20 protein-coding genes are annotated in these 26,194 nt (G+C 67.6%); 15 read left to right on the top strand and 5 right to left on the bottom strand.

The window, feature by feature from the left end:
- Positions 1–68 precede the first annotated feature (68 nt).
- Positions 69–902, bottom strand: a complete 834-nt coding sequence (locus tag J2W14_RS10990) for a class I SAM-dependent methyltransferase (protein ID WP_370871258.1) — start codon at positions 900–902, stop codon at positions 69–71.
- A 217-nt stretch (positions 903–1,119) separates the two neighbouring features.
- Between J2W14_RS10990 and J2W14_RS10995 the strand changes: the two genes are divergently transcribed.
- Positions 1,120–1,866: a phosphoglyceromutase gene (locus J2W14_RS10995; RefSeq protein WP_307462301.1), complete on the top strand. Its 747-nt coding sequence runs from the start codon at positions 1,120–1,122 to the stop codon at positions 1,864–1,866.
- A 134-nt stretch (positions 1,867–2,000) separates the two neighbouring features.
- Here the strand turns inward: J2W14_RS10995 and phoU are convergent, their stop codons facing one another.
- Entirely contained in the window at positions 2,001–2,663 is a 663-nt protein-coding gene (phoU, locus tag J2W14_RS11000; protein ID WP_307462303.1) for a phosphate signaling complex protein PhoU, read from the bottom strand.
- 207 nt (positions 2,664–2,870) lie between these two features.
- Between phoU and J2W14_RS11005 the strand changes: the two genes are divergently transcribed.
- Both J2W14_RS11005 and J2W14_RS11010 read left to right on the top strand, forming a co-directional pair.
- The gene (locus J2W14_RS11005; protein ID WP_307462386.1) at positions 2,871–4,127 is read left to right on the top strand and encodes a sensor histidine kinase; all 1,257 of its coding nucleotides are present in this window, start codon (positions 2,871–2,873) and stop codon (positions 4,125–4,127) included.
- The gene (locus J2W14_RS11010) at positions 4,124–4,804 is read left to right on the top strand and encodes a response regulator transcription factor (protein WP_307462304.1); all 681 of its coding nucleotides are present in this window, start codon (positions 4,124–4,126) and stop codon (positions 4,802–4,804) included. Before J2W14_RS11005 ends, J2W14_RS11010 begins: the two co-directional genes overlap by 4 nt.
- A gap of 108 nt (positions 4,805–4,912) precedes the next feature.
- Here the strand turns inward: J2W14_RS11010 and J2W14_RS11015 are convergent, their stop codons facing one another.
- Positions 4,913–5,464, bottom strand: coding sequence for a hypothetical protein (locus J2W14_RS11015; RefSeq protein WP_307462305.1), 552 nt, complete (start codon positions 5,462–5,464; stop codon positions 4,913–4,915).
- A 300-nt stretch (positions 5,465–5,764) separates the two neighbouring features.
- On the opposite strand from J2W14_RS11015, the gene J2W14_RS11020 reads away from it, so the two are divergent.
- The 6 genes from J2W14_RS11020 (at position 5,765) to rlmB (ending at position 10,806) form a co-directional block, all read left to right on the top strand.
- A complete protein-coding gene (locus J2W14_RS11020) occupies positions 5,765–6,247 on the top strand; it encodes a CarD family transcriptional regulator (protein ID WP_024367191.1) in 483 nt (160 codons plus the stop codon).
- Between the two features lie 172 nt (positions 6,248–6,419).
- A complete protein-coding gene (gene ispD / locus J2W14_RS11025) occupies positions 6,420–7,253 on the top strand; it encodes a 2-C-methyl-D-erythritol 4-phosphate cytidylyltransferase (protein ID WP_307462314.1) in 834 nt (277 codons plus the stop codon).
- 2 nt (positions 7,254–7,255) lie between these two features.
- Positions 7,256–7,792, top strand: a complete 537-nt coding sequence (ispF, locus tag J2W14_RS11030) for a 2-C-methyl-D-erythritol 2,4-cyclodiphosphate synthase (RefSeq protein ID WP_307462318.1) — start codon at positions 7,256–7,258, stop codon at positions 7,790–7,792.
- A 42-nt stretch (positions 7,793–7,834) separates the two neighbouring features.
- Entirely contained in the window at positions 7,835–8,164 is a 330-nt protein-coding gene (locus J2W14_RS11035) for a hypothetical protein (RefSeq protein WP_307462320.1), read from the top strand.
- Positions 8,165–8,229: 65 nt separating this feature from the next.
- Positions 8,230–9,696 (top strand): cysteine--tRNA ligase, encoded by a 1,467-nt coding sequence (cysS, locus tag J2W14_RS11040; protein ID WP_307462323.1) that lies wholly within the window; start codon positions 8,230–8,232, stop codon positions 9,694–9,696.
- Between the two features lie 123 nt (positions 9,697–9,819).
- Positions 9,820–10,806 (top strand): 23S rRNA (guanosine(2251)-2'-O)-methyltransferase RlmB, encoded by a 987-nt coding sequence (gene rlmB, locus J2W14_RS11045; RefSeq protein ID WP_307462328.1) that lies wholly within the window; start codon positions 9,820–9,822, stop codon positions 10,804–10,806.
- A 723-nt stretch (positions 10,807–11,529) separates the two neighbouring features.
- Here the strand turns inward: rlmB and J2W14_RS11050 are convergent.
- A complete protein-coding gene (locus J2W14_RS11050) occupies positions 11,530–12,333 on the bottom strand; it encodes a carbon-nitrogen hydrolase family protein (protein ID WP_307462331.1) in 804 nt (267 codons plus the stop codon).
- Between the two features lie 117 nt (positions 12,334–12,450).
- On the opposite strand from J2W14_RS11050, the gene glgX reads away from it, so the two are divergent.
- Genes glgX through J2W14_RS11065 form a run of 3 tightly spaced genes read left to right on the top strand, consistent with a single transcriptional unit; the run spans position 12,451 to position 15,428 of the window.
- Positions 12,451–14,565, top strand: coding sequence for a glycogen debranching protein GlgX (gene glgX / locus J2W14_RS11055; RefSeq protein ID WP_307462336.1), 2,115 nt, complete (start codon positions 12,451–12,453; stop codon positions 14,563–14,565).
- Between the two features lie 35 nt (positions 14,566–14,600).
- On the top strand, positions 14,601–15,068 hold the full coding sequence (locus tag J2W14_RS11060; RefSeq protein ID WP_307462338.1) for a ribonuclease domain-containing protein: 468 nt from the start codon (positions 14,601–14,603) through the stop codon (positions 15,066–15,068).
- A gap of 3 nt (positions 15,069–15,071) precedes the next feature.
- Positions 15,072–15,428 carry a barstar family protein gene (locus tag J2W14_RS11065; protein ID WP_307462341.1) on the top strand — a complete coding sequence of 119 codons (357 nt, stop codon included), beginning with the start codon at positions 15,072–15,074 and terminating at the stop codon, positions 15,426–15,428.
- Between the two features lie 70 nt (positions 15,429–15,498).
- On the opposite strand, the gene glgP is transcribed toward J2W14_RS11065, so the two are convergent.
- Positions 15,499–18,117: an alpha-glucan family phosphorylase gene (gene glgP / locus J2W14_RS11070; protein WP_307462344.1), complete on the bottom strand. Its 2,619-nt coding sequence runs from the start codon at positions 18,115–18,117 to the stop codon at positions 15,499–15,501.
- A gap of 199 nt (positions 18,118–18,316) precedes the next feature.
- On the opposite strand from glgP, the gene J2W14_RS11075 reads away from it, so the two are divergent.
- The 3 genes from J2W14_RS11075 to J2W14_RS11085 are packed head-to-tail and all read left to right on the top strand — an operon-like array spanning position 18,317 to position 25,849.
- A complete protein-coding gene (locus J2W14_RS11075; protein ID WP_307462390.1) occupies positions 18,317–20,341 on the top strand; it encodes an alpha-1,4-glucan--maltose-1-phosphate maltosyltransferase in 2,025 nt (674 codons plus the stop codon).
- The gene (gene treS / locus J2W14_RS11080; RefSeq protein ID WP_307462347.1) at positions 20,338–22,134 is read left to right on the top strand and encodes a maltose alpha-D-glucosyltransferase; all 1,797 of its coding nucleotides are present in this window, start codon (positions 20,338–20,340) and stop codon (positions 22,132–22,134) included. The genes J2W14_RS11075 and treS overlap by 4 nt, the downstream gene beginning before the upstream one ends.
- A 1-nt stretch (position 22,135) precedes the next feature.
- Complete coding sequence (locus J2W14_RS11085; protein WP_307462350.1) at positions 22,136–25,849, top strand: 1,4-alpha-glucan branching enzyme; 3,714 nt, start codon at positions 22,136–22,138, stop codon at positions 25,847–25,849.
- The last annotated feature ends 345 nt before the right edge of the window (positions 25,850–26,194 follow it).

The following is a 26,194-nucleotide window of genomic DNA, read 5'->3' on the forward strand; positions in this document are numbered from 1 at the left end:
CCCCGCCGGCCCCCTAAGCTCGCAAGCTCGCCCAGGGAACCCTGCCGGCGTGGGCCCACCACCGGACCCTAAGGCCCCGGCGCGACGGCGTCCCAGCTCACCGTCAGTTCGCCCAGCCGCCACCGGGCCGGACCATCCTGAACCGGCCAGCCGGCGTCGAGCAGTGCCCGGCACATCGCCGTCCAGCGCTGCCGGTGCCCGAACGACGCCAGCGGCGCGGCCCCCAGCCAGGCCTGGTCCATCGCCTGCAGGAAAGCTCGGACCCGCTCGCCCGGCACGTTGCGGTGGATCAGGGCCTTCGGGAGCCGCTCAGCCACCTCCGAAGGCAGAGCAAAACTGCCGAACCGCATGGACAGGCTCAGGCTCAGCGGCCGCTCGGCGTCCAGTGCCACCCACGTGACCCGGCGGCCGATCTCGTCGCAGGTGCCGTCGATGAACAGCCCGCCCGGGGCCAGCCGCCCCTGCACCAGACGCCAGATCGCGGCGACGTCGGCCTCCTCGTACTGCCGGAGCACGTTGAACGCCCGCACCAGGACGGGCCGGCCGGCCACCGGCAGTTCGAAGCCGCCCAGCCGGAAGCTCAGCCCGGGCCGTTCCAGTGCCCGGGCCAGCCGGACACGCTCGGGCTCGATTTCGACGCCGACCACCCGCACGTCGGGACGGACCGCGGAGAGCCGTTCAAAGAGTTCGACGGCGGTGGCCGGGGAAGCGCCGTAGCCCAGATCGACGGCGAGGGGATCAGCCGCCGCCCGCAGCCGCCAGGCTTGCGGGCCGGTCAGCCAGCGGTCCAGCCGCCGCATCCGGTTGGGGTTGGTGGTGCCGCGGGTAATGTTGCCCACCGGCCGGCCCGCCCGGGGTCCGCTTTTCGCCACGCCGCGTTTTTCCATGCCGCCTTTGCCCATGTCGCCTTTTCCCACGACATGGGGTTGCGGGGACGCCACCCGCTCAGCCTTCTGCACCACCAGCCCACCCTATCCTCCACCGCGATCCTGCCCGCGCGGGGTCAGTTCCGGCCGCCGCGGCGCCCCTGCACGGGCGCGGAGTGACCACGTGTTGCCGCGTGGCGCGGGCGTTGTAACGCGCGGCACTGCCCGGGGCCGCTCAGCTAGGATGAAAACCATGACTTATAAGCTGATTTTGTTGCGCCACGGCCACAGCGAATGGAACGCCAAGAACCTGTTCACCGGCTGGGTGGATGTTGACCTCAACGACCAGGGCCGGGCCGAGGCGATCCGCGGCGGCGAGCTTCTCGTGGAGCACAACATCCTCCCGGACATCCTGTACACCTCGCTGCTGAAGCGGGCCATCAACACCGCCAATATGACCCTCGACAAGGCCGACCGCGGCTGGATCCCGGTCAAGCGGGACTGGCGGCTCAACGAGCGCCACTACGGCGCCCTGCAGGGCAAGGATAAGGCCCAGACCCTCGCCGAATACGGCGAGGAGCAGTTCATGACCTGGCGCCGGTCCTACGACACCCCGCCGCCGCCCCTGGACGACGACTCCGAGTTCTCCCAGGCGCACGATCCGCGCTACGCGGACCTCGGCGACGCATTGCCCCGCACCGAATGCCTCAAGGACGTCCTGGTCCGCCTGCTGCCCTACTGGGAATCGGACATCAAGGAAGACCTCAAGGCCGGCAAAACCGTGCTGGTCACGGCCCACGGCAACTCGCTGCGCGCCCTCGTCAAGCACCTGGACGGCATCAGCGACGAGGCCATCGCCGGACTCAACATCCCCACGGGCATCCCGCTGGTCTACGAACTGGACGAGAACTTCAAGCCGCTGAACCCGGGCGGCACCTACCTCGATCCCGAGGCTGCGGCCGAGGCGATCCAGGCGGTCGCCAACCAGGGCAAGAAGTAGCGCCCCTCCGCACCACGACGGAAACGTACGACGCCGGCCGGTCACCTCGCAAGGTGACCGGCCGGCGTCGTTGTGTCTGCGGCGGTGCTGTCCGGCGCTCCTGTCCGGACGCTGCCGTCCCGAACTTGGGAGGGCTAGCTGTGCTCGATGCCGTTCGGCTGCCAGGCGCCGGTGACCAGGTAGGTGACCTTCTGCGCCACGGACACGCCGTGGTCCGCGAAGCGCTCGAAGTAGCGGCTGGCGAGGGCGACGTCGACCGTCGTGGCGGGGGACTCGTGCCAGTCGCTGCGGGCGATCGCCTGGAAGACGCTCAGGTGCAGGTCGTTCACGGCGGTGTTGGCCTTCATGATGTCCCGGGCCACTTCAAGGTCGCGGGTTTCCAGCAGGACCGTGAGCTTCCGGGCGATCAGCAGGTCGTACTCGGCGAAGCTTTTGAACGTCTCACGCAGTTGGGCGGGCACCACGGTGGCGGGGTAGCGGAGCCGGGCCAGCTGGGCGAGGTGGCGGGCGAGGTCGCCCATCCGCTCCAGGGACGCGCTCATCCGGAGGGACCCCACGATCATCCTCAGGTCGCTGGCCACGGGGCCCTGCAGGGCGAGGATGTCGATGGCGCGCTCGTCCAGGCTGTTCTGCAGGAAGTCGATCCGTGCATCGGCCGCGATGACGTCCTCGGCCAGGTCGATGTCGGCGCCGTCGAAGGCCGTCGTGGCCTTATCAATGGCTTCACTGACCAGCTTTGAGATTTCGACGAGCTGATCCCCGACCTGGGCGAGCTCTTCCTGAAAAACCTTGCGCACGTGTGCGTCCTTTCCTTGGAAATATTGCCGGCCACCACAGTGGCGGGCCCATTTCGGTTCACCTCGCGGCGCTTCAACTGTCCAGTGTTCCAGCGTCCGGTGAACTGTTACGCCCCAATAGATGAACGTTAGCTGAACCGGAGTGGGAATAGCGGGAGATTACAGTTTCCGACGCGGGGCAGAGCATAAGCTGGAGCCGTGGACCCAATGCTTATCGGCGTGATCGCCGGCCTGATCGGCCTCTCGCTTGGCGTCTTCGGCGTGCTCGCCTTCCGGGTCAGCGAGCAGCAGCGCAAGCTCGTGGACGTTGAGTTTGAGGATCCCTCACTTCCCGAGGGCGCCGCCGAGGTGCTGGCCGCCGTCGGCCGGGCGTTTGTGGTGGTGGACGCGATCGACGGCGTCGTCCGCGCCAGCCCCGCCGCGTACGCCTACGGGCTGGTGCGCGGCCATACCCTGGTCCATGAGCAGCTGCTGGAGATGACCGCGAAGGTGCGCCGCGACGGCGTCATCCTCGAACGGCTCCTCGAACTGCCGCGGGGACCGCTGGGCCAGGGAACCATCGTGGTCCAGGTGCGGGCGGCGGTGATCGCGGAGGAATACATCCTGCTGCTGGCCGATGACCGGACCGAGGTGACCCGCACCGAGGAAGTCCGCAACGACTTCGTCGCCAACGTCTCCCACGAACTCAAGACGCCGGTCGGCGCCATCTCGCTGCTGGCCGAGGCGCTTGAGTCCTCCGCCGATGACCCGGAAGCCGTGCGCCGTTTCGCCCAACGCACGCACAAGGAGTCCGCCCGCCTGGCGGCCCTGGTGCAGGACATCATCGAGCTCTCCCGGCTGCAGGGCTCCAACGTCGCAAAGCAGGGCCGGGCCGTGGACATCAACACCGTCGTCACCGAAGCGGTGGACCGGTCCCAGCTGCCGGCGGAAAACAAGAACATCGACCTCGTCGTGGGCGGCCACACGGATGCCATGGTCTACGGCGACCAGGACCAGCTCGTGACGGCGCTGCGGAACCTGATCGACAACGCCATCCGCTACTCCCCGGAAAACACCCGGGTCGGCATCGGCATCCGGGCCAAAGACGGCCTCGTGGCCGTCTCCGTCACGGACCAGGGCGAGGGGCTCAGCCCCGAGGACCAGGAACGCGTCTTCGAGCGCTTCTACCGCGTGGACGCCGCCCGGTCGCGCCATACCGGCGGCACCGGCCTGGGCCTGAGCATCGTCAAGCACGTGGTCGCCAACCATGGCGGCGAGGTGACACTCTGGTCCAAGCCCGGGCAGGGCTCCACCTTCACCATCCGGCTTCCGGAGCTGGAAGGCCAGGACCTCGACGGCGTTGCCGACGCGGGCGAACCCGCGGACCGGGCGGTCGCCCGGATCGCGGCCAACGGCCCGACCCAGCACCCCAGACCAACCCGACGGGACGCCGCCGGCGCCCATGAGCAAGGAGCTACCGCTTGAGCAGGATTCTGATTGTCGAGGACGAAGAGTCGTTCAGCGACCCGCTGTCCTACCTACTGGGCAAGGAAGGATTCGAGGTGGAGGTGGTGGACAACGGACTGGATGCCATCACCGAGTTCGACCGCAACGGCGCCGACCTGGTGCTGCTGGACCTGCAGCTGCCCGGCCAGTCGGGCACCGAGGTCTGCCGGCAGCTGAGGCAGCGCTCGTCCGTCCCGGTCATCATGCTGACGGCGAAGGACGCGGAGATCGACAAGGTCGTCGGGCTGGAACTCGGCGCCGACGACTACGTCACCAAGCCCTACTCGTCGCGGGAGCTGGTGGCCCGGGTCCGGGCCGTGCTGCGCCGCCAGGGCGAGCCCGAGGACCTGGTGCCCAGCACCGTGCAGGCGGGACCGGTCCGGATGGATATCGAGCGGCACGTCGTGACGGTCAGCAGCGAACAGGTGTCCCTGCCGCTGAAGGAATTTGAACTGCTGGAAATGCTGCTGCGGAACTCCGGCCGGGTGCTGACCCGCGGACAGCTGATCGACCGGGTCTGGGGGTCGGACTATGTGGGGGACACCAAGACCCTCGATGTCCACGTCAAGCGGCTCCGCAGCAAGATCGAACCGGATCCCTCAGCGCCGCGGCACCTCATCACGGTCCGCGGCCTGGGCTACAAGTTCGAGCCCTGAGCCCGGCGGACCGCTGGCCCGGACCGGGCCGAACCCACAGAGCAAACAGAGCACACAGATAAGGAGGGGCGCCCGGTGACCGGGCGCCCCTCCTTATGGGTGTGGAAACTAGTGGTTCGCGCTGCTCGTCGGCGACGGGGTCGGCGTGGCCGAGCCGGTGGGCTCGCTGCCGGCCGGCAGGTACTGCTTGTAGTCCGTGATGGTTCCGTCCAGCACCGGCACCTTGAACGTGGCCTTCTGGTTGGTGCCGTCCTCGCTGATGCCGACCTCAACGAGGGAACCCGGGATGCCGCCGGTGGTGCTCAGGATGGCCTCGTCGGTGGAGTCGTTGAGCAGCGTGTAGGAGTTCTGCTTGACCGGGACCTCGGTCTGGGAACCGCCGGCACCGGCGATGGTCAGCGTCACGTCCTCGGAGGAGGAGTTGTACACGGCGCCGATCACACGGCCGGGCTTGTCCTCGCCGGCGGAGATGATCATCATGTTGCGCAGCTGAAGCGCGCCAACGTTGGCCTGCGTTCCGTCCGAGGCCGCGTACTCCGCGGCGGTCGCCTGGGGGTTGGTGTAGCCGCAGCCTGTTACGGACAGCAGGCCGATGCCCAGAGCAGCCGTTGCCATTGCCAGCTTGCCGCGCTGGCCCCGGTTCGTCGCAGTGAAACCCACGTCTCGCACTCCTTGAGAGTCTTGGAACATTATTCAGCCATAGCCTATCGGCAATCCCCGCCAAACGATGATTCGGGCCGTACACAATCCCGTCGCTCCGTGGCCGCCCGGGCGCCGGCGGGGGATGGCGGGCGACCTTGGCAGGGGCGGGACAATGCACTAATATCCGCTTTCGTCAAGGGGTCTGACGGTGCCGTTTAAGGCCATTTTCCCCGTATTTACGCGGTTCTTGGGTGCGTTCCATGGCAGTCGTATGCCTTAAACGTGATAAACTGGTCTGCGGGAAAGGGGAATGTCCACATGGTTTTTGAGGTCGGCGAGACAGTAGTTTACCCTCACCACGGTGCAGCCAAAATTGAAGAAATCAAGATGCGCACTGTCAAGGGCGAAGAGAAGATGTATCTCAAGCTCAAGGTGGCTCAGGGTGATCTGACCATTGAAGTTCCAGCAGAAAACGTTGACCTTGTTGGGGTCCGGGACGTAGTGGGCAAAGAAGGTCTGGAGCACGTGTTTGAAGTGCTGCGGGCCGAGTTCACTGAAGAACCCACCAACTGGTCACGTCGATACAAGGCAAACCTGGAGAAGCTTGCTTCCGGTGACGTCATCAAGGTGGCAGAGGTCGTCCGCGACCTGTGGCGCCGCGATCACGATCGGGGTCTCTCCGCAGGGGAGAAGCGCATGCTGGCCAAGGCACGCCAGATTCTGATTTCAGAACTGGCGCTGGCTGAAAAGACTGATGAAGAGAAGGCCGCAAGCGTTCTCGACGAGGTCCTGGCTTCCTAAGCAAGTCGAACAGACAAGAATCGAACCCCGGTAGCCTAACGGCTGCCGGGGTTTCTTTTTGCCCTTTTCCGGCGTTGAGCTGTCAGCTCTGGCGGTTCACAACGCCCCGGAAGCACCAGGACTGATAGCTCAGTGGGATGCGCGCGGGGCGCCGGGACGTAGTCTTGTGCGCATGGACTCAGCACCGACCAACACGTCAGCGGACGGCCCCGTCACCGCAGTCATCGTCGTGGCTGCCGGCTCCGGCCAGCGCCTGGGCTACGGCATGCCAAAAGCCAAGGTTCCGCTGGGCGGGGATAGCATCCTCACGCACGCCCTCCGGGGTGTCGCCGCGGCCGGGATCGCGCAGCAGATCTGCGTCGCCATCCCTCCCGGCGATACGGAACTCCACGCCCTTTGTGAGGCCTTCACCAAGGAGCTCAAGGCGGAGCGCCGGAGCACGCCCGCCGCGGGCCAGGGCGTGCAGCTCCCGGTCGTGACGATTGTCGACGGCGGCGCCACCCGCGCCGCGTCGGTCCGCGCCGCGCTGGCCGCACTCCTCCCGGCCACCGAGGCCGTCCTGGTCCACGACGCCGCCCGCGCCCTGACCCCGGAGGCTGTCTTCCACCGGGTGTCGCAGGCCCTGGCGGCCGGCGCAGTGGCCGTCATCCCGGTCATGCCCGTGGTGGACACGGTCAAGACGGTGGAACCGACCACGGGCGACGGCGCCGCCATCGCCCCGGAGCTCGTCACCGGCACCGCGGCGCGGGAGACCCTCCGGGCCGTGCAGACCCCGCAGGGCTTCGAGCTCGGCACCCTCCGGCGGGCCCACGAAACGGCGGCCTCCCTCGACGCCGGCCAGGCGGCCGCCGTCACCGACGACGCCATGCTGGTGGAACTCCTCGGCGTCCCGGTCCATGCGGTGCGCGGCGCCAGCCAATCGCTGAAGATCACCACCCCGCTGGACCTGATCATCGCCGAGGGTCTCCTCGAAGGCCCGCTGGGCGTCCGCTGGGTGGAAGGCTGAGCATGTCCGAGAACCAGAACGCCCTGCTGCCCGTCATCCCGCGGACCGGAATCGGCATCGACGTCCACGCCTACGCGCCCGAGGACGCGCCCCAGCCGCTCTGGCTCGGCGGCCTGTTCTGGGACGGGGAGCGCGGGCTGTCCGGCCACTCCGACGGCGACCCCGTCGCGCATGCAGCCGCCGACGCCCTGTTTTCCGCCTCCGGCGTCGGGGACCTCGGCACGCACTTCGGCACCGACCGCCCGGAGTATGCCGGGGCGTCCGGCGTGACCCTGCTGGCCGAGGCTGCCCGGATCGTCCGCGCGGCGGGCTTCGAGATCGGGAACATCGCCGTGCAGTTCGTGGCCAACAGGCCCAAGTTCGGCCCCCGCCGGGAGGAGTCCCAGCGGGTCCTTAGCGAAGCCGCGGGCGCCCCGGTCAGTGTCTCGGCCACCACGAGCGACGGCCTGGGCTTCACCGGCCGCGGCGAGGGCATTTCGGCCACGGCGACGGCCCTCGTCTACCGCACCGGCTCGGCGTCTGCGGAGTCCGTCGCCTAGGCTTGACGGATCGCCCCTTCCCGCAACATCAGGAGACCCCCTGTGAAAAAGCTGCTGCCCGCCGTCGTCCTGCTGGCCGGACTCATGCTGACCGGGTGCGCCGCGACGCCGAAGATGAGCGTTCCGGAAAGCTGCGCGTTCCTCAACCAGGACACCTTCGTCCCCACCGGCAACCAGCAGCAGCAGGCGGAGCAGATCTCCAAGCATTACCAGGAGGTCGCGGACAAGGTCGCGCCCGAGGTGGCCGATCCGATCCAGAAGATGGCGGACATCATGAAGCAGGTGGCCGGCACCTCACTCGGGGCCAGGAGTGATGAGCAGACCAAGCAGCTCACTGAACAGAACAACAGGATCGGCGAGTACTGCAAGTAGGACGCGGTAAGCCGGGGAAGCGGTCCCCACGCCGGGGCCGGATCGCCATCGGCTAATCTGGAGCGGTGACCCTGCGCTTCTATGACACTGCATCCGCCGAAGTCCGCGACTTCGTCCCCCTGGTTCCGGGCAAAGTGAGCCTCTATTATTGCGGCGCCACGGTGCAGGGCATGCCGCACGTCGGGCACATCCGCTCCGCCATCGCCTTCGACCAGCTGACCCGCTGGCTGCAGTACCGGGACTTCCGGGTCACCGTGGTCCGCAACGTCACCGACATCGACGACAAGATCCTCGCGAAGTCCGCCGCCTCCTTCGGCCCCGACTTCGAGGACGAGCCCGGCGCCCTCCGGAATGAGGAATGGTGGGCGCTGGCCTACCGCTACGAGCAGGAATTCCTCAAGGCCTACGACACCCTGGGCGTCTCCCGCCCCACCTACGAACCGCGCGCCACCGGCCACATCCCCGAAATGCACGCCCTGATCCAGCAGCTGATCGACCGCGGCCACGCCTACCCGGCCCCGGACGGCTCGGGCGACGTCTACTTCGACGTGCGCTCCTGGAACAAGTACGGCTCGCTGACCCGGCAGAAGGTCGATGACATGCAGGGCGCCCCCGACGTGGAGGCCCAGTTCAGCAGTAGGAAGAAGGATCCGCGCGACTTCGCGCTCTGGAAGGGCCACAAGGACGGGGAGCCGACGACGGCGAGCTGGGCCTCGCCGTGGGGCGCCGGACGCCCGGGCTGGCACCTCGAATGCTCCGCGATGGTCACCAAGTACCTCGGCGCCGAGTTCGACATCCACGGCGGCGGACTGGACCTCAGGTTCCCGCACCATGAGAACGAGATGGCCCAGTCGCAGGCCGCCGGCCACGGTTTCGCCAACTTCTGGATGCACAACGGCATGGTCACCTACGCCGGCGAGAAGATGTCCAAGTCCATCGGCAACACCGTCAGCCCCGCCGAGATGCTGGAGCTGGCCCCGCCGCGCGTGGTCCGCTACTACCTCGGCCAGGCCCAGTACCGTTCGGTGCTGGACTACCAGCCGTCCTCGCTGCAGGAAGCCGCCGCCGCGGTGGAACGGGTCGACGGGTTCGTCAGCCGCGCTGCCCGGGCCCTGGCCACGGCGGACGGGGACTTCGTCTCCGGCAGCCACGGGGCCGTTCCCGATGCTTTCGCGGCCGCGATGGACGATGACCTCAACGTCCCGCAGGCCCTGGCAGTGCTCCACGAAACCGTCCGCACCGGCAACACCGCCCTCACCGCCGGGGAACTCGACGCCGCCCGGCAGGCACTGCTCAGCGTCACCGACATGCTGCGTGTCCTTGGTCTCAACGACACCGCGGGGCCCGCCGTGGACGAACAGAGCACCACCGCCCTCGGCGTCCTCGTCGAAGCGCAGCTCGCGGCCCGCGCCCGGGCCCGCGCCAGCAAGGACTGGGCCGCCTCCGACGCCATCCGCGACACCCTCGCCGCCGCCGGCGTCGTCGTCGAGGACGGTCCGGACGGCGCAAACTGGAGCCTCAAGCGCGGCTGAACCGGCCCGGTTCCCGGCGCTGCGCCGGGGTCCGGCCATGCCCTGCGGTCGAGGATTTAACTCGAGTCAGTAGACTGGAGTTCAGACTTGTCAACGAATCGCGTATTTAAAAGGGTGGAACTCATGGCCAACAACGGTCGCCGGTCGGTCAAACTGAAGAAGGGCCCCTCCGTCGGAACCGGCGGTCACGGCCGCAAGGCTCTTGAGGGCAAGGGGCCGACGCCCAAGGCGGAGGACCGCCCGTACCACAAGGCCCACAAGAACAAGCAGCTCGCGGAACGCTCCGCGGCCAAGCGCCCGGGAGCCCCGCGCAACCCCGGTGCCCGTTCCGGCCCCAAGGGCCGCGCCACCGAGGAAGTCGTCACCGGGCGCAACTCCGTCGTGGAGGCACTGCGCGCCGGCATTCCGGCCAAGGCCCTGCACGTGGCCATCCGCATCGAGATGGATGACCGCGTCAAGGAGTCCCTCAAGCTGGCGGCCGAGCGCGGCATCCCGCTGCTCGAAACCGGCAAGCCCGAGCTGGACCGGATGACCGACGACGCCATCCACCAGGGCCTCGTGCTGCAGATCCCGCCGTACGAATACCAGGACGCCTACGAGCTGGCCGAGGAAACCCTCGCGAGCTGGAAGAAGGGCCACGTCTCCAACGCGCCGCTCTTCGTCGCACTGGACGGCATCACCGATCCGCGCAACCTTGGCGCGATCATCCGCTCGGTCTCGGCCTTCAGCGGCCACGGCGTCATCGTCCCGGAGCGCCGCTCCGTCGGCGTCACCGCCTCGGCATGGAAGACCAGCGCCGGTGCAGCCGTCCGCGTCCCCGTGGCACGCGCGGCCAACCTGAACAACACGCTGAAGGCGTTCAAGAACATGGGCATCTATGTTCTGGGACTCGACGGCGACGGCGACGTGTCGCTGCCCGATCTCGCCCTGGCCACCGAGCCGGTCTGCATCGTCGTGGGTTCCGAGGGCAAGGGCCTCAGCCGCCTGGTCCGCGAAAACTGCGACCAGATCGTCTCCATCCCGATCGACTCCGCGATGGAGTCGCTGAACGCCTCCATGGCCGTGGGCATCTCCCTCTACGAGATCTCCCGCCAGCGCGCCGTCAAGTAGCCTTCACTGGTTGCTGCGGTTGGCTCCGCCGTTGCCGGAGTTTTGCCGTCGCTTGGCGGGAAGCCCCTTCCCAAACTTCGCAAGCTCAGTTCGGGGCCCGCGGGGCTTCCCTTCCTCCCGACGACGCCTCCGGCCGCAGGCGGCCTCGCTACGCTCTGGTCGGCGATGCGCTCCTTAGCAAACCTCCGGAAACGGCTCTGACGCTTCCGCACCTTTGGCGGCAGATAGGGAAACGCTCCCGCACCTTTGGCGGAAAGTCAGGAAACGCTCTCTCACGTCTCGTGAGGGAGCGTTTCCCGTTAAGCCGCCAAAGGTGAGGGAGCGTTCTATTGCTGACGTAGTCCGGCGGGTGGCGACCCGGGTTCGAGCTGGCGCCGGGACAGGCACGCCGTTCTTCCTGCGACGCGCCGTTCCTCCTGCGACGCGCAGATGTCTTCCCGCTACCCGAATACCCGTAGCGCCAGCGCGTTGGCGGCTCGCCAGGCTGAATGCGCAGCGTCAGATCATCAGCGGCGCCGGGGTCTGGCCAGCGACGAACAGTGACGCGCCTTCCTTCATGCGACGCGCCGTTCCTCCTGCGACGCTCAGATGTCTTCCCGCTACCCGAATACCCGTAGCGCTAGCGCGTTGGCGGCTCGCCAGGCTGAATGCGCAGCGTCAGATCATCAGCGGCGCCGGGGTCCGCGGAAGGTGACCACACGAAGGTGACCCCCGCAGCGGAAGCTAGAACTTGTGGCGGTTGGCGAGGACCGGGAGTTTGGCTCGGGCTTCTTTGACGACGGCGGGGTCCAGGTCTGCGAACAGCAGGCCGGGGGCGCCGTCGAGCTCTTCGAGGACTTCACCCAGCGGGGAGACGACGACGGAGTGCCCGACGCCGGTGGGCGCCGCACCCTTGGGCTCGACTCCCTGGCTGGCCGGGTCGCCCTGGCCGCAGGCGAGGACCACAGTGGTGGAATCCAGGGCGCGGGCCCGGGCCAGGAGCTTCCATTGTTCCGCTTTGCCGGGGCCGGATCCCCAGGAGGCGCAGACAATGTTCACCTCGGCCCCGCGGTCCGCGTTCTCGGTGAAGAGATCCGGGAACCGGATGTCGTAGCAGGTCGCCAGGCCGAAGCTCACGCCGTCGAACTCGAAGGTGACGGGCTCGGTGCCGGCGTCGACGGTGTCCGATTCCGCGAAGCCGAAGGCATCGAAGAGGTGGATCTTGTCGTAGCTGGCCTCGATGCCGCGGCCGGTGACCAGGAGCGTGTTGCGCACCTTGCCGCCGTCGTCCGCTGTCCCCGGGGTGAACATCCCGGCGACGATCACGATGCCGTGTTCCGCCGCGATGCTGCGCACCCGCGATGCCCACGGGCCGTCCAGCGGTTCGGCGATGTCCAGCAGCGAGTTCCCGAAGGCGCGCATGGTGGCTTCGGGGAACACCACGAGCTCTGCCCCGCCGGCTTTGGCGCGGGCCGCGTAGTCCTCCACGAGGGCCAGATTTTCGGCAAGATCGCGTCCGGTAATGATCTGAGCGAGTGCAATCCGCACTATTACCTCCAGTTTTAGGCGCTTGTTCAAGTATGCAACGCAGCTTTTCCGTAAACTGCACTTCGTCAGGAAATCAGAAACCGGGTCTATTTGTTCCGCCCCGCTAAACTTTAAGCAATGGTTATGACCTACGTAGACACAGCTTCCACGGTAGACGCCTCACGGGCGTTTCCGCTGGGAATCAGCGTTCCGAGCACCGGTTCGCCGGTAACGGACGATCCTCGGAGTGCCTTCGCGAATGTGGCGGTCTACGCGCCCGGCGTGGCCACCCTGGAAATCGCCTATCAGGCGCCCGGCGGCACCTGGCAGCTCAAGACACTGCCGAACGTGACCGACGGTGTGCACCACGGCATCGTCGAGGGCATTCCGGCCGGTTCGCGCTACGGCTTCCGGGCCACCCCCGATCACGAGGCACTCCCGTTGTCCATGCCGGCGACGGATTTCGACAGCAGCGGCGAGCAGCCGCTGCTGCTGGACCCCTATGGCCGGGCCGTGGACGAGCGCGAGGATTTCATCACGAGCGTCCGGATGGACAGTGACTTCGACTGGGGCAACGACCGCGGCCCCAGGACCCCGTGGCGCAACACGATCATCTACGAGGCGCACGTCCGCGGCCAGACCAAACTGCACCCCGACGTCCCCGAGGACCTCCAGGGCACGTACGCCGGGCTGGCGCACCCGGCCATGGTCGAGCACCTCATCGCGCTGGGGATCACCGCCGTCCAGCTCCTTCCGGTGCACTTCCACGTGGACGAACCGCACCTGCAGAATCTCGGGATGCCGAACTACTGGGGCTACAACACGGCCGCATTCTTCGCCCCGCACCCCGGCTATGCCACCGAGGCCGCGCAGGCAGCGGGCCCGAAGGCCGTCCAGGACGAGTTCAAAGGCATGGTCAAGCTGCTGCACGCCGCCGGCCTCGAGGTCATCCTCGACGTCGTCTACAACCACACGGCCGAGGGCGGCAGGGACGGCCGGACCCTCAGCTTCCGCGGCCTGGGGGAGATGACCTACTACCGCAACGACGGCCACGGCAGGTACGTGGACACCACCGGCTGCGGCAACTCCCTGAACTTCGGCGAGCCCCGCGTGGTCCAGCTGGTGCTGGATTCGCTGCGTTACTGGGTGACCGAGTTCCACATCGACGGCTTCCGCTTTGACCTTGCCGTGACGCTGGCCCGCAACGCCGCCAACGAGTTCGATCCCCGGCACCCGTTCCTGGTGGCGATCGGGGCCGACCCCGTGCTGTCCGCCGCCAAGCTCATCGCCGAACCCTGGGACATCGGCTACGGCGGCTGGCAGACCGGCCGCTTCCCGCCCGGCTGGGTGGACTGGAACGACCACTTCCGCGACGCCGTCCGCAGCTTCTGGCTCGCTGACCGCGCCGCGATCGACGCCGGCGGGCAGGGTGGCTCGGTGGCCCGGCTCGCGGACGCGCTCTCGGGCTCCGCGAGCCTGTTTGAACCGTCCGGCCGGTCCCGGCTCGCCTCGGTCAACCTCGTCACCGCCCATGACGGCTTCACCCTGGCCGACCTCGTGTCCTACGACCGCAAACACAACGAGGCCAACGGTGAACAGAACCGGGACGGCCACGGGGACAACCGCAGCTACAACCACGGCTTCGAGGGCCCCACGGAGGACGAGGACATCCTCGCCCGGCGTGAGCAGTCCAGCCGCAACCTGATGGCGTCGCTGATGATTTCCCAGGGCGTGCCCATGATCACCGCCGGCGACGAGATCGCCCGCACCCAGCAGGGCAACAACAACGCCTACTGCCAGGACAACCCCATTGCCTGGATCGACTGGACCAGCACACCCGAATCCCACTCGATGCTGCGCACCACCAAGCGGGTGATCCGGCTTCGCAAGGAATTCCTGGCCGGGCAGCCGCATGACTACCCGACCCGCGAAAAACAGTCGTACTTCCACTGGTTCGACGAGCACGGCGAGCCGATGGCCGGGGAGCGCTGGCAGGATCCGGGGCACCGGGTGGTGCAGCTGCTGCTCGGGTCCGACGACGGCCACGTGGACGGACTCGTCGTGGTCAACGGCGGCGCCAAGGACATCAAGGTCACGCTGCCGCTGCTCAGCAATGAGGAGGGGACCGGCAACCGGCTCTTCGAGCTGCGCCTGACCACCTCCGGACTCCACGACCGGCGCCAGGGCGTCCGGGTCGCTTCCGGGGAGCGGGACGTTGTGCAGGCCAATTCCATCAACATCTACCGCACGTAGCCCGGCCCCCGAACCAGGCATAAGGAAAACTACGCATGAAGGTCCAGCGGCTGACGGCCCTGCTCGTCCTGCTGCTCGGACTCGCGGTGCTGGCGTTCGTGCTGGCAGGGGTTCCGGGGACCGGCACGGCGCCGTCCGGCGCCGGCACCACGGCGCCGTCCAGCACCGCCGACCCCGCGGCTCCAACGGCTGCGCCGCCTGCCCTCGCGAACCCGTCCGGGCTGCCGGAAGTGAAAGCCTCGGAGCTTCCCGCCGAAGCGGGCCAAACACTCGCGCTCATCGCCAGGGGAGGGCCGTTTCCCTACAGCAGGGACGCCGCCACGTTCGGCAATTTCGAGCGCATCCTTCCGCGGAAATCCTCCGGCTATTACAAGGAATACACGGTCCGGACCCCGCGTGAATCCGACCGCGGAGCCCGCCGGATCGTGGCCGGGCAGGCCGGCGAGAAGTACTACACGCCGGACCATTACAACTCGTTCAGATTCATCATCGAAGGCAAATAACCCATGAAGATTTACTCCGCAGACACCTGGACCATCGAGGAGCTGCAGGCCCTGGTGGCGGACGCCGGGCGGCGAGCCGTGCTGATTCCGGCCGCCGATACCAAACGGACGGTCCTTGAGACGTTCGCCGAGGCCCTGGACTTCCCGGCGGACTACGGCGTGAACCTCGACGCGCTCAACGACTCCCTGCACGACTTCGCCGACGCAGTCGCCGACGACGGCCAGTCCCCGATCACCTTCATCTGGGAGGTCCCGGCGGCCTTCCGCTCGGACCGTTCATTCGGTGTCATCTGCGAAATCCTGCAGGACGCCGAACGCTATGCCGGCAGGAACCTGGCCGTCATCGCCGTCTGCCTCTAGGCCCGCCATAGACAACAGCGCCGCCTCCCGGGCCTCCGGGGTGCGGCGCTGTTGTTGTCAGGCAGCGGGCTCAGGCGTTGACGATCAGGCCCAGTTCCGCCTTCGACGCGAGGGCCTCGTGCTTCGGGAGCACCCGGACGGTGTAGCCGAACGAACCGGACCGGTCGATCACGAGGGTTCCGCTGAAGAGGTGACGGCCCTTGCCGAGGTCTTCCACCGCCTTCAGCTCCGCCACCGTGACGTCGGCCAGCTCGTCGCTGTCTTCCGCCTTGCCGTAGGCGACCTCGACCGAAACATCATCCGGGCTGAGGTCGTGCAGGGCCACGTAGGCATTGACCTGGAGGATGTCGCCGATCTGCGGGTCCTCCGAGACGCCCACCGAGTCCACATGCTCCACCTGGAGCTGCGGCCAGGCAGCCCGGACCCGGGAAATCCAGGCCGCGAGGGCCTTGGCCTCGGCAAAATTGTCCGCGCCGGCCCGGCGGCCCGCGTCGGCGGCCGGCCGGTACAGGACGTTGACGTAGTCCTTGAGCATCCGGTCCGCGGAGACTGCCGGACCCAGGTGGGACATGGTGTGCTTGATCATCGAGACCCAGTGCGTCGGGACCGCCTGCGGTCCGGACTGCGAGGGCCCGGCAGCGCCGGCGCCGTCGGACACCGTGAGTCCGTAGAAGCGGGGGGCCACCTGCGTCTCGAGCAGCTCGTACAGGGCCGCCGCCTCGATGTCATCGCGTTCCTCGGGGGCCGCGTCGTTGTTGGCGGTCGGAATCGCCCAGCCGTTCTCGCCGTCGTACATCTCGTCCCACCAGCCGTCCAGCACCGAGAGGTTGAGCGAGCCGTTCAGGGCCGCCTTCATGCCGGAGGTGCCGCACGCCTCGAGCGGACGCAGCGGGTTGTTCAGCCACACGTCGCACCCCGGGAACAGGGTCCGGGCCATGGCGATGTCGTAGTTGGGCAGGAACGCGATCCGGTGCCGCACCGCCGGGTCGTCGGTGAACCGGACGAGGTCCTGGATCATCTTCTTGCCCGCGTCATCGGCAGGGTGGGACTTGCCCGCAATGACCAGCTGGATCGGGTGAGTCTTGTGCAGCAGCAGGGCCTTGAGCCGCTCGGGCTCGCGCAGCATCAGCGTGAGCCGTTTGTAGGTCGGCACACGCCGGGCGAAGCCGATGGTCAGGATGTCCGGGTCCAGCACCGAATCCGTCCACGCTAGCTCGGCGTCGGCCGCCCCGCGCTTCTTCCAGGCGGCCCGCAGGCGGCGCCGGACGTCCTCCACGAGCGACACCCGCATTTCGCGGCGGAGGGCCCAGACGTCCTCGTCACTGACGTTGTAGGCGAGGTCCCAGCGGCCCTGGGCTTCCGCCTCGGCGCCGAACTGGTCACGCGCCAGCTGGGACACCCGCGGGTCCACCCATGTGGGCACGTGCACACCGTTGGTGACCGAGGTGATGGGCACCTCGGAGTGGTCGAAGCCCGGCCACAGCGCGGAGAACATGCCGCGGGACACGACGCCGTGCAGCTTGGCCACGCCGTTGGCACGCTGGGCCAGGCGCAGGCCCATCACGGCCATGTTGAACACGAACGGGTTCCCGTCCGTGTAGTCCTCGCGGCCCAAGTTCAGGATCTTGGACACCGGCACGTTCGGAGCCAGCCCGGCGTCGAAGAAGTGCTGGATCTGCGAGACCTCGAAGCGGTCAATGCCGGCCGGGACCGGGGTGTGGGTGGTGAACACGGTGGAGGCGCGGCCGGCGGCCAGCGCCTCGTCCCAGCTCAGCGGTTCCGCGGCGGACATCATTTCCTGGATCCGTTCGACGCCCAGGAAGCCGGCATGGCCCTCGTTGGTGTGGAACACCTCCGGTGCTGGGCTGCCGGTCAGCTTCTGGAAGGCGCGCAGGGCCTTAACCCCGCCCATGCCCAGCAGGAGCTCCTGCTGGAGGCGGTGGTCACCGCCGCCGCCGTACAGGCGGTCGGTGATGCCGCGGGCGGCATCGTCGTTGCCCGGGACGTTGGAGTCCAGCAGCAGCAGCGGGACACGCCCGACGTCGGCGCGCCACACGTGCGCCAGCAGCCGGCGGCCGTGGGGGAGCGGCAGGGAGATCTGGATGGGCCTGCCGTTGCCGTCGGCGGAGGCCTCGCGCAGCAGGGTCAGCGGCAGCCCGTCCGGATCCAGGACCGGATAGGTTTCCTGCTGCCACGCGTCGCGGGACAGCGACTGCTTGAAATAGCCCGCCTGGTACAGCAGGCCGACGCCGATCAGCGGCACGCCCAGGTCCGAGGCGGCCTTCAGGTGGTCGCCGGCGAGGATGCCGAGGCCGCCGGAGTACTGCGGCAGCACCTCGGTGATGCCGAACTCGGGGGAGAAGTAGGCGATGCACGCCGGTGCGTCGTCGCCGAGGCTCTGGTACCACCGGGGCTGTTCGAGGTACCGGTCGAGGTCCTCGGCAGCCGCGTGGACCCGCCGCACCACGTCCAGATCCGCGGCAAGGCGCTGCAGCTCTTCCCGGCTGACCAGGCCGAGGAAGGTCACAGGATCGTGGTCGCTCGCGGCCCATACCTTCGGGTTCAGGCTCTCGAAAAGCTCCCGCGTGGGCCTGTGCCAGGACCACCGGAGGTTGGTGGCCAGCCGGGCCAGCGGCCGGATCGACTCGGGAAGAACGGTTCGGACGGTAAATCTGCGGATTGCCTTCACCTGCGAAACACTAACGGACAAGTTGGGGGCCCGGAACCGGTTTAAGTTTCTTTTGCATAAATGACGGTCCGCCTCCCGGAAAACGCCGGAAAAAAGTGAGCAGCCTTAGCAATCTGGCCGTTTTGTCGATAACGTCGAGGCTGTGACAACTAACTCGCGAACCAGTGCCGTGTCCAAGCAAAAGCCGAAGGCCCTGATTATGGAGGGCCTTCGCTTTGGCCGTTTTCCAATCACCGCCGTGCAGCCTGCAGTCGAAGGCGGCAAATTCCCCGCCAAGGCCGTAGTTGGCGAAACCCTGGTGGTGGGTGCCACCTCCTTCCGTGAGGGCCACGACCGGCTCGGCGTCAGCGCCGTCCTGCTCGACCCCCGGGGGAAGGAACGCCAGCGCGTCCGCCTCGCCCCGCCCCGCGGCCCGCGCGGTATGGGCACCGACCGGTGGGAAGGGCTCCTGACCCCCTCCGGCACCGGCAACTGGTCCTTTGTGATCGAGGCCTGGCATGACAGCTACGGCACGTGGCACCACAACGCCGAGGTGAAGGTGGAAGCCGGAATCGACGTCGAGCTGATGCTCGCCGAGGGCGCCGCGCTGCTCGCCGTCGCCGCCGAGGACTCCGCCCGCCCGTCCGCCGACCGGCGGACCCTGCGGATGGCCGTCGTCGGGCTCAACGACACCAACAAGACCGCCGAGGAACGCCTCGCCGCCGGATTCAGCGCTGACGTGACGGACATCATCAACCGCCAGCCGATCCGCGAGCAGGTCACCGTCTCCGAGCAGTACCCCCTGCTGGTGGAGCGCGAGCTCGCCGGCCGGGGCGCCTGGTATGAGTTCTTCCCCCGGTCCGAGGGCGCCGTCCGCAACCACGACACCGGCGAGTGGACCTCCGGCACCTTCCGCACCGCCGCCCGGCGGCTCGACGCCGTCGCGGCCATGGGCTTCGACATCATCTACATGCCGCCGATCCACCCGATCGGCATCCAGCACCGCAAGGGCCCGAACAACACCCTGCTCGCCGGACCGCATGATCCCGGCTCCCCCTGGGCCATCGGGGCCAAGGAGGGCGGCCACGACGCCATCCACCCGGACCTGGGCACCTTTGAGGACTTCGATGCCTTCGTGGCGCGGGCCGGGGAGCTGGGGCTGGAAGTGGCCCTGGACCTTGCGCTGCAGGCCGCCCCGGACCACCCCTGGGTCGAAAGCCACCCCGAGTGGTTCACCACCCGCGTAGACGGCAGCATTGCCTACGCGGAGAACCCGCCGAAGAAGTACCAGGACATTTTCCCGCTCAACTTCGACAACGATCCCGCGGGCCTGTCCAACGAGATCCTGCGCATTGTCTTCCTCTGGGTGAGCCACGGCGTCAAGATCTTCCGCGTCGACAACCCGCACACCAAGCCGGTGTGGTTCTGGGAATGGCTGATCGCCAAGGTCAACAAGAAGCACCCCGAGGTCGTCTTCCTCGCCGAGGCCTTCACCCGCCCGGCCATGATGCACGCGCTGGGCCGCGCCGGCTTCCAGCAGTCCTACACGTACTTCACCTGGCGGAACACCAAGGAGGAGCTGGAGGAGTACTTCCAGGAGGTCAGCCACGAATCACCGGCCTACTTCCGGCCGAACTTCTTCGTCAACACCCCGGATATCCTGACCGAGTACCTGCAGTACGGCGGCCCGCCCGCATTCAAGATCCGGGCGGCGCTGGCGGCCACCGCGAGCCCCATCTGGGGCGTCTACGCGGGCTTCGAGCTCTACGAGCACGTGGCCCGTCCCGGCGCCGAGGAGTACATCGACAACGAGAAGTTCGAGTACAAGGACCGTGACTGGGACGCGGCGGCTGAGTCCGGCCGGACGCTGGCCCCGTACCTGACCCGGCTGAACGCGATCCGCCGCGCCCACCCTGCCCTGGGGGACCTGCAGAACCTGACCGTGCACGAAAGTACGGACAACGCCACCGTCGTCTACTCGAAGCACAAGACCCTCCCCGACGGCACCAAGGACACCCTGATCATCATCGTCAACGTGGATCCGCACGGCATCCGCGAGAGCACGGTGACCCTGGATCTGGCGGCGCTGGAGCTGGACGCGGACGACCTGACGCACAATGGCCGGTTCATGGTGGATGATCTGTTGACCGGCGAGAGCTGGGAATGGGGGGAGTACAACTACGTTCGGCTGGACGCCCATGTCGAGCCGGCGCACATTCTTAGCATCCGGAGGCACCACCAGTGAGTTTCAGCCCGTCAAACCCCAACCAGCACTACAGCTCGAAGGGATCTTTTGAACTGAACGCGCCGGGGCTCCAGCACGATCCGCACTGGTACCGCAAGGCGGTCTTCTACGAAGTGCTGGTCCGGGGATTTGCCGACGGAAACGGCGACGGCTCCGGGGACTTCCACGGGCTGATCGAGAAGCTGGACTACCTCCAGTGGCTCGGCGTCGACTGCCTGTGGCTCCCGCCGTTCTTCCAGTCCCCGCTCCGTGACGGCGGCTACGACATCTCGGACTACAACTCCGTGCTCGACGAGTTCGGCACCATCAGCGATTTCAAGCGCCTCGTCGCGGAAGCCCACGCCCGCGGCGTCCGCGTGATCATTGACCTCCCGCTGAACCACACCTCCGACCAGCACCCCTGGTTCCAGGAGTCCCGCAAGGATCCCGACGGACCGTTCGGGGACTTCTACGTCTGGAGCGACACGGACGAGAAGTACGAAGACGCCCGCATCATCTTCGTCGACACCGAGGAATCCAACTGGACCTTCGACCCGATCCGGCGCCAGTTCTTCTGGCACCGCTTCTTCGGCCACCAGCCGGACCTCAACTTCGAGAACCCCAAGGTCATCGACGCGCTCTTCGACGTCGTGCGGTTCTGGCTCGACCAGGGCATTGACGGTTTCCGCGCGGACGCCATCCCTTACCTCTTCGAGGAAGAGGGCACCAACTGCGAGAACCTGCCGCAGACCCACGAGTTCCTGCGCAAGCTGCGCAAAATGGTCGACGAAAGCTACCCGGGACGCGTGATCATCGCCGAGGCCAACCAGCCGCCGGCTGAAGTCGTGGAGTACTTCGGCACCGACGCGGAACCGGAATGCCACATGGCGTTCCACTTCCCGATCATGCCGCGGCTCTACTACGCGCTGCGGGACCAGAAGGCCGCGCCCATCATCGAGACGATGAAGGACACCCCGAACATCCCCGAAGGCGCCCAGTGGGGCACCTTCCTGCGGAACCACGATGAGCTGACCCTGGAAATGGTCACCGCCGACGAGCGGGCGGCCATGCTCGGCTGGTACGCACCGGACCCGCGCATGCGCGCCAACATCGGGATCCGTCGCCGGCTGGCGCCGCTGCTGGACAACTCCCGCTCGGAGATCGAGCTCATCAACGCCCTGCTGCTGTCCCTGCCAGGCTCCCCGTTCCTGTACTACGGGGACGAGATCGGCATGGGGGACAACATCTGGCTCGAGGACCGCGACGCCGTCCGCACCCCGATGCAATGGAACCCTGACCGCAACGCCGGGTTCTCCAGCGCCGACCCCGGCAAGCTGTACCTTCCGGTGATCCAGTCGCTGGTCTACAACTACAGCATGGCCAACGTCGAGGCCGAGGCAGCCCACTCGGGTTCGCTGCTGCGCTGGACGCGCCAGATCCTCAGCGTCCGGAAGAACCACCCCGCCTTCGGGCTGGGCGGTTTTGAGCACGTGGAGGCCGACCACGACGTGGTCCTGGCCTACCTCCGCGAACTGCCGGAAGGCAACGCGGCCGGCGAGGACGGTGAAACCATCCTCTGCGCCTTCAACCTGTCCCAGCATCCGGTGGCCACCACGCTGCGGGTGCCGAGGTTCGCGGGACGCGGCCTCCGGGACGTGTTCGGCGGCCAGGCGTTCCCGGGGATCTCCGACGACGGCACCCTGACGCTGACCCTGGGCAGCCACGACTTCTTCTGGCTGCGGATCCGTTCCGCTGCCTCCAACCCGTCATCGCCCTACACCCAGGCCATGCCGATCCTTTCAATCGAAGGCTGACATGACCCGACCCACCCTTACCCCGGCCCTGAGCGGACTGCTCGGCGGCTGGCTTCCGCGCCAGCGCTGGTTCCCCGTCAAGAGCGCCGCGTTCAGCTTCGAATCCGCCGGGGGACTGCGCCTTGCCGGCGGTCCCGGCGGCGCTGCAGCCGGCGCCGAACTCGAGGTGCTGCTGCTGGCCGTGAGCTACCCGACGCCGGACGGCTCGCGTACCAACGTCGTGCAGGTCCCGCTCAGCATCCGCCGCGAGCCCCTGCCGGGGGCGGACGCAGCGCTCATCGGGCAGCTGTCCGAACCCGTCCCCGCCGGTGCTGCGGCCGACGACGCCGGAGCTCCCGGCTCCCTGTGGGTGTACGACGGCATCCACGACGCCGAGTTCATCGCGGCGTGGCTGGAACTCATGCGCCACGGCGGCGCCACCCCGGACGGGACCGCCACCGGCCACCTGGTGGAGTCCGGTTACGTCCTGCCCCGCGCCACCGGCGTGGTCAAGGTCCTCACCGGGGAGCAGTCCAACAGTTCCGTGATCGTCGACGACGGCGAGTCGGCCGCGATCCTGAAGTTCTTCCGGGTGCTCTCCGAAGGCCAGAACCCCGAGGTCGAAATCGGCGCCGCCCTGACCGCGGAGCGGACCGTCGAAGTGCCGGCCACCCTCGGCTGGGTGACCGCGGAGTGGGCGGAGGCACCCGCCGGAGCGCTGGAGGCCCGCCCCGCGCGCGGCGAACTGGCCGTGGCGCACGAGTTCCTCGCCGGCGGACTGGATGCCTGGCGGCTCGCGGTCAACGCGGCGAGCGAGGGCCGGGACTTCACCCCCGAGGCCCACGCCCTGGGCGCCGCAACTGCCACGGTGCACCGCCGCCTGGCGCATGCCCTGGGCGTCGCGTCCGAATCGGTCCCGGGAAGTGACATCGCGCCCGGCGTAGCCCGGCGGGTGCGGGAGTCCTGGGCACAGGCCGGGACCGCCGTCGGCCCTTACGACGAGGCGCTGGACCGGCTCCTGGAGCGCCTCGAGGGCAGCGGCGCCGGGACCCTGCAGCGGATTCACGGTGACCTCCACCTGGGCCAGATCCTGCAGGTACCGGGCGGCGCCGGGAAGGCGCCGCGCTGGGCCATCCTCGACTTCGAAGGGGAACCCCTCCGGCCCATCTCGGAACGCAATTTCCCGGACGTTCCGCTGCGCGACGTTGTCGGCATGCTGCGGTCCTTCGACTACGCCGCCGGCGCGGCCGTCCGCGAGCACCCGGAAGCGGACGTCCCGGAGAACTGGGTGGACGACTGCGCCGAGGCCTTCCTGGCCGGGTACGCCGAAGTCATCCCCGGCGGCATCGACCGCGATTCCCCGCTCTTCGTCGCGCTGTGGCTCGACAAAGCCCTTTACGAAGTCATCTACGAACTACGCAACAGGCCCGACTGGCTCTCCATTCCGGTCCACGCATCACGTCGTCTCCTCGGTAGTACAGGCTCCGGCGTTCCTGCCGAAGCCGCAGCGGAAGGTATCAAAATGACAGGCTCAGCACGTATCGATCGTCCCGGAAGTCCACTGCCCGTGGACGCCAACACCCTGGCGAGGGTCGCCGCCGGCGAACACCACGCGCCGCACTCGGTCCTGGGGGCGCACCTCGATGACCACGGCCACGTCACCATCCGAACGGTCAAGCACCTCGCCGAAGCCGTCTCCGTCGTGACCGCGACCGGCACCTTCCCGATGACGCACGAGTCCGGCGGAGTGTGGGTTGCCGTACTGGAACCGCTGGAAACCGGCCACGTGCCCGACTACCGGCTGGAAGTCAGCTACAAGGGTCAGGCGCCACAGCCCACCGACGACCCGTACCGGTACCTGCCCACCATTGGCGAGCTCGACCTGCACCTGATCGGCGAAGGCCGCCACGAGCGTCTCTGGGATGTGCTCGGCGCGCACGTCCAGCACTACAAGTCCGCCATGGGCGACGTCGACGGCGTCTCCTTCGCCGTGTGGGCGCCGAACGCCCAGGCGGTCCGCGTCAAGGGCGATTTCAACGGCTGGGACGGCCGTCAGCACTCGATGCGGTCCCTCGGCTCCTCCGGGGTCTGGGAACTCTTTATCCCCGGCGTTTTAGCTGGGGCGTGCTACAAATTCGAGATCCGGACTAAAGACGGTTACTGGGTGGAGAAGGCGGATCCGATGGCCTTCGGCACGGAGGTTCCGCCGCTGACGGCTTCGCGTGTTGTGGAGCCCTCCTACGCGTTCAAGGATGCCGAGTGGATGGAAGCCCGCACCGCCCGGGATCCGCACAACTCGCCAATGAGTGTCTACGAAGTTCACCTGGGCTCCTGGCGGGTCGGGCTCAGCTACCGGGAACTGGCCAAGGAACTGGTCGAATACGTCAAGTGGCTCGGCTTCTCGCATGTGGAGCTCATGCCAGTGGCAGAGCACCCCTTCGGCGGATCCTGGGGTTACCAGGTCACGTCCTACTTCGCCCCGACATCTCGCTTCGGCCACCCCGACGAGTTCCGGTACCTTGTGGATGAACTCCACCAGGCCGGCATCGGCGTGCTGCTGGACTGGGTGCCGGCGCACTTCCCCAAGGACGAATGGGCGCTGGCCCGGTTCGACGGCGAAGCGCTGTACGAGCACTCCGACCCCAACCTGGGCGAGCACCCGGACTGGGGAACGCTCATCTTTGACTTCGGCCGCAGCGAAGTGCGCAACTTCCTGGTCGCGAACGCGCTCTACTGGCTTGACGAATTCCACATCGACGGCCTGCGCGTGGATGCGGTCGCCTCGATGCTCTACCTGGACTACTCCCGCGAGGAGGGGCAGTGGCAGCCGAACCGCTTCGGCGGACGGGAAAACCTCGAGGCCATCTCCTTCCTGCAGGAAGTCAACGCCACGGTCTACAAGACGCACCCCGGTGCGGTCATGATCGCCGAGGAATCCACCGCTTTTCCGGGTGTCACGGCACCCACGAGCCACGGCGGCCTGGGCTTCGGGATCAAGTGGAACATGGGCTGGATGCATGACTCGCTCAAGTACATGTCCGAGGATCCGTTCAACCGCCGGTGGCACCACGGGACCATCACGTTCTCCATGGTCTACGCCTACACGGAGAACTTCCTCCTGCCGATCAGCCATGACGAGGTTGTGCACGGCAAGGGGTCGATGCTGCGGAAGATGCCGGGGGACCGCTGGCAGCAGCTGGCGAACCTGCGTGCCTTCCTGGGCTACCAGTGGGCCCACCCGGGCAAGAAGCTGATCTTCATGGGGACCGAATTCGGCCAGGAAGCCGAATGGTCCGAGCAGCACGGCCTGGACTGGTGGCTGGCGGAAATTCCGGCGCACCGGGGGATACAGCTCCTGGCCAAGGATCTCAACGAGCTGTACCGCGCCACCCCGGCGCTCTACGAACGGGACAACGACCCCGCCGGCTTCCAGTGGATCAATGGCGGGGACTCCAACCGCAATGTCCTGACCTTCATCCGCCGGGACGCCGCGGGTAACCCGCTAGTGTGCGCCTTCAACTTCTCGGGAGCCCCGCACGTGGACTTCCACCTGGGGGTCCCCGCGGTGGGGCAGTGGCAGGAAGTGCTGAACACCGACGCCGCCGCGTACGGCGGGTCCGGTGTCCTGAACGAGGGCACGCTCACGGCCCCGGACCTGGCCATCGACGGCCAGCCCGCGACCCTGATTGTCACGCTGCCCCCGCTGGGTGCCGCGTACTTCAAGCCGGTGGGCTGACTCCGGACTGCCGCCCCTTAACGGTCCGGCGTAGCGTCGTCGAAGCGCCCGGAATCCCCGTGATTCCGGGCTTTTTGGTGCCCTGCCGCAGCCCGCTCGGACGCCCCTTTGTCAGCGGGGCGAAGTGGTGGTAGAGTTTATTTCCGCGCTGCTCCCCGGAGTTGAACGGCCACCACGACCCAGATGCCTCACGGCAAGACTGAGTCGGGACGCCGAATTGACAAGGGTGAAGCGGCCCGGTAAGTTAGTAAAGTTGCTCCGGAGCGATCCACGGCTGAGGTTGTGGTGGTGCCGGGTGTGTCTGTTGTTTGAGAACTCAATAGTGTGCCAAGTTTGTTGATACCA

Source organism: Pseudarthrobacter oxydans, assembly GCF_030812335.1.
Classification (GTDB): Bacteria; Actinomycetota; Actinomycetes; order Actinomycetales; family Micrococcaceae; genus Arthrobacter; species Arthrobacter oxydans_B.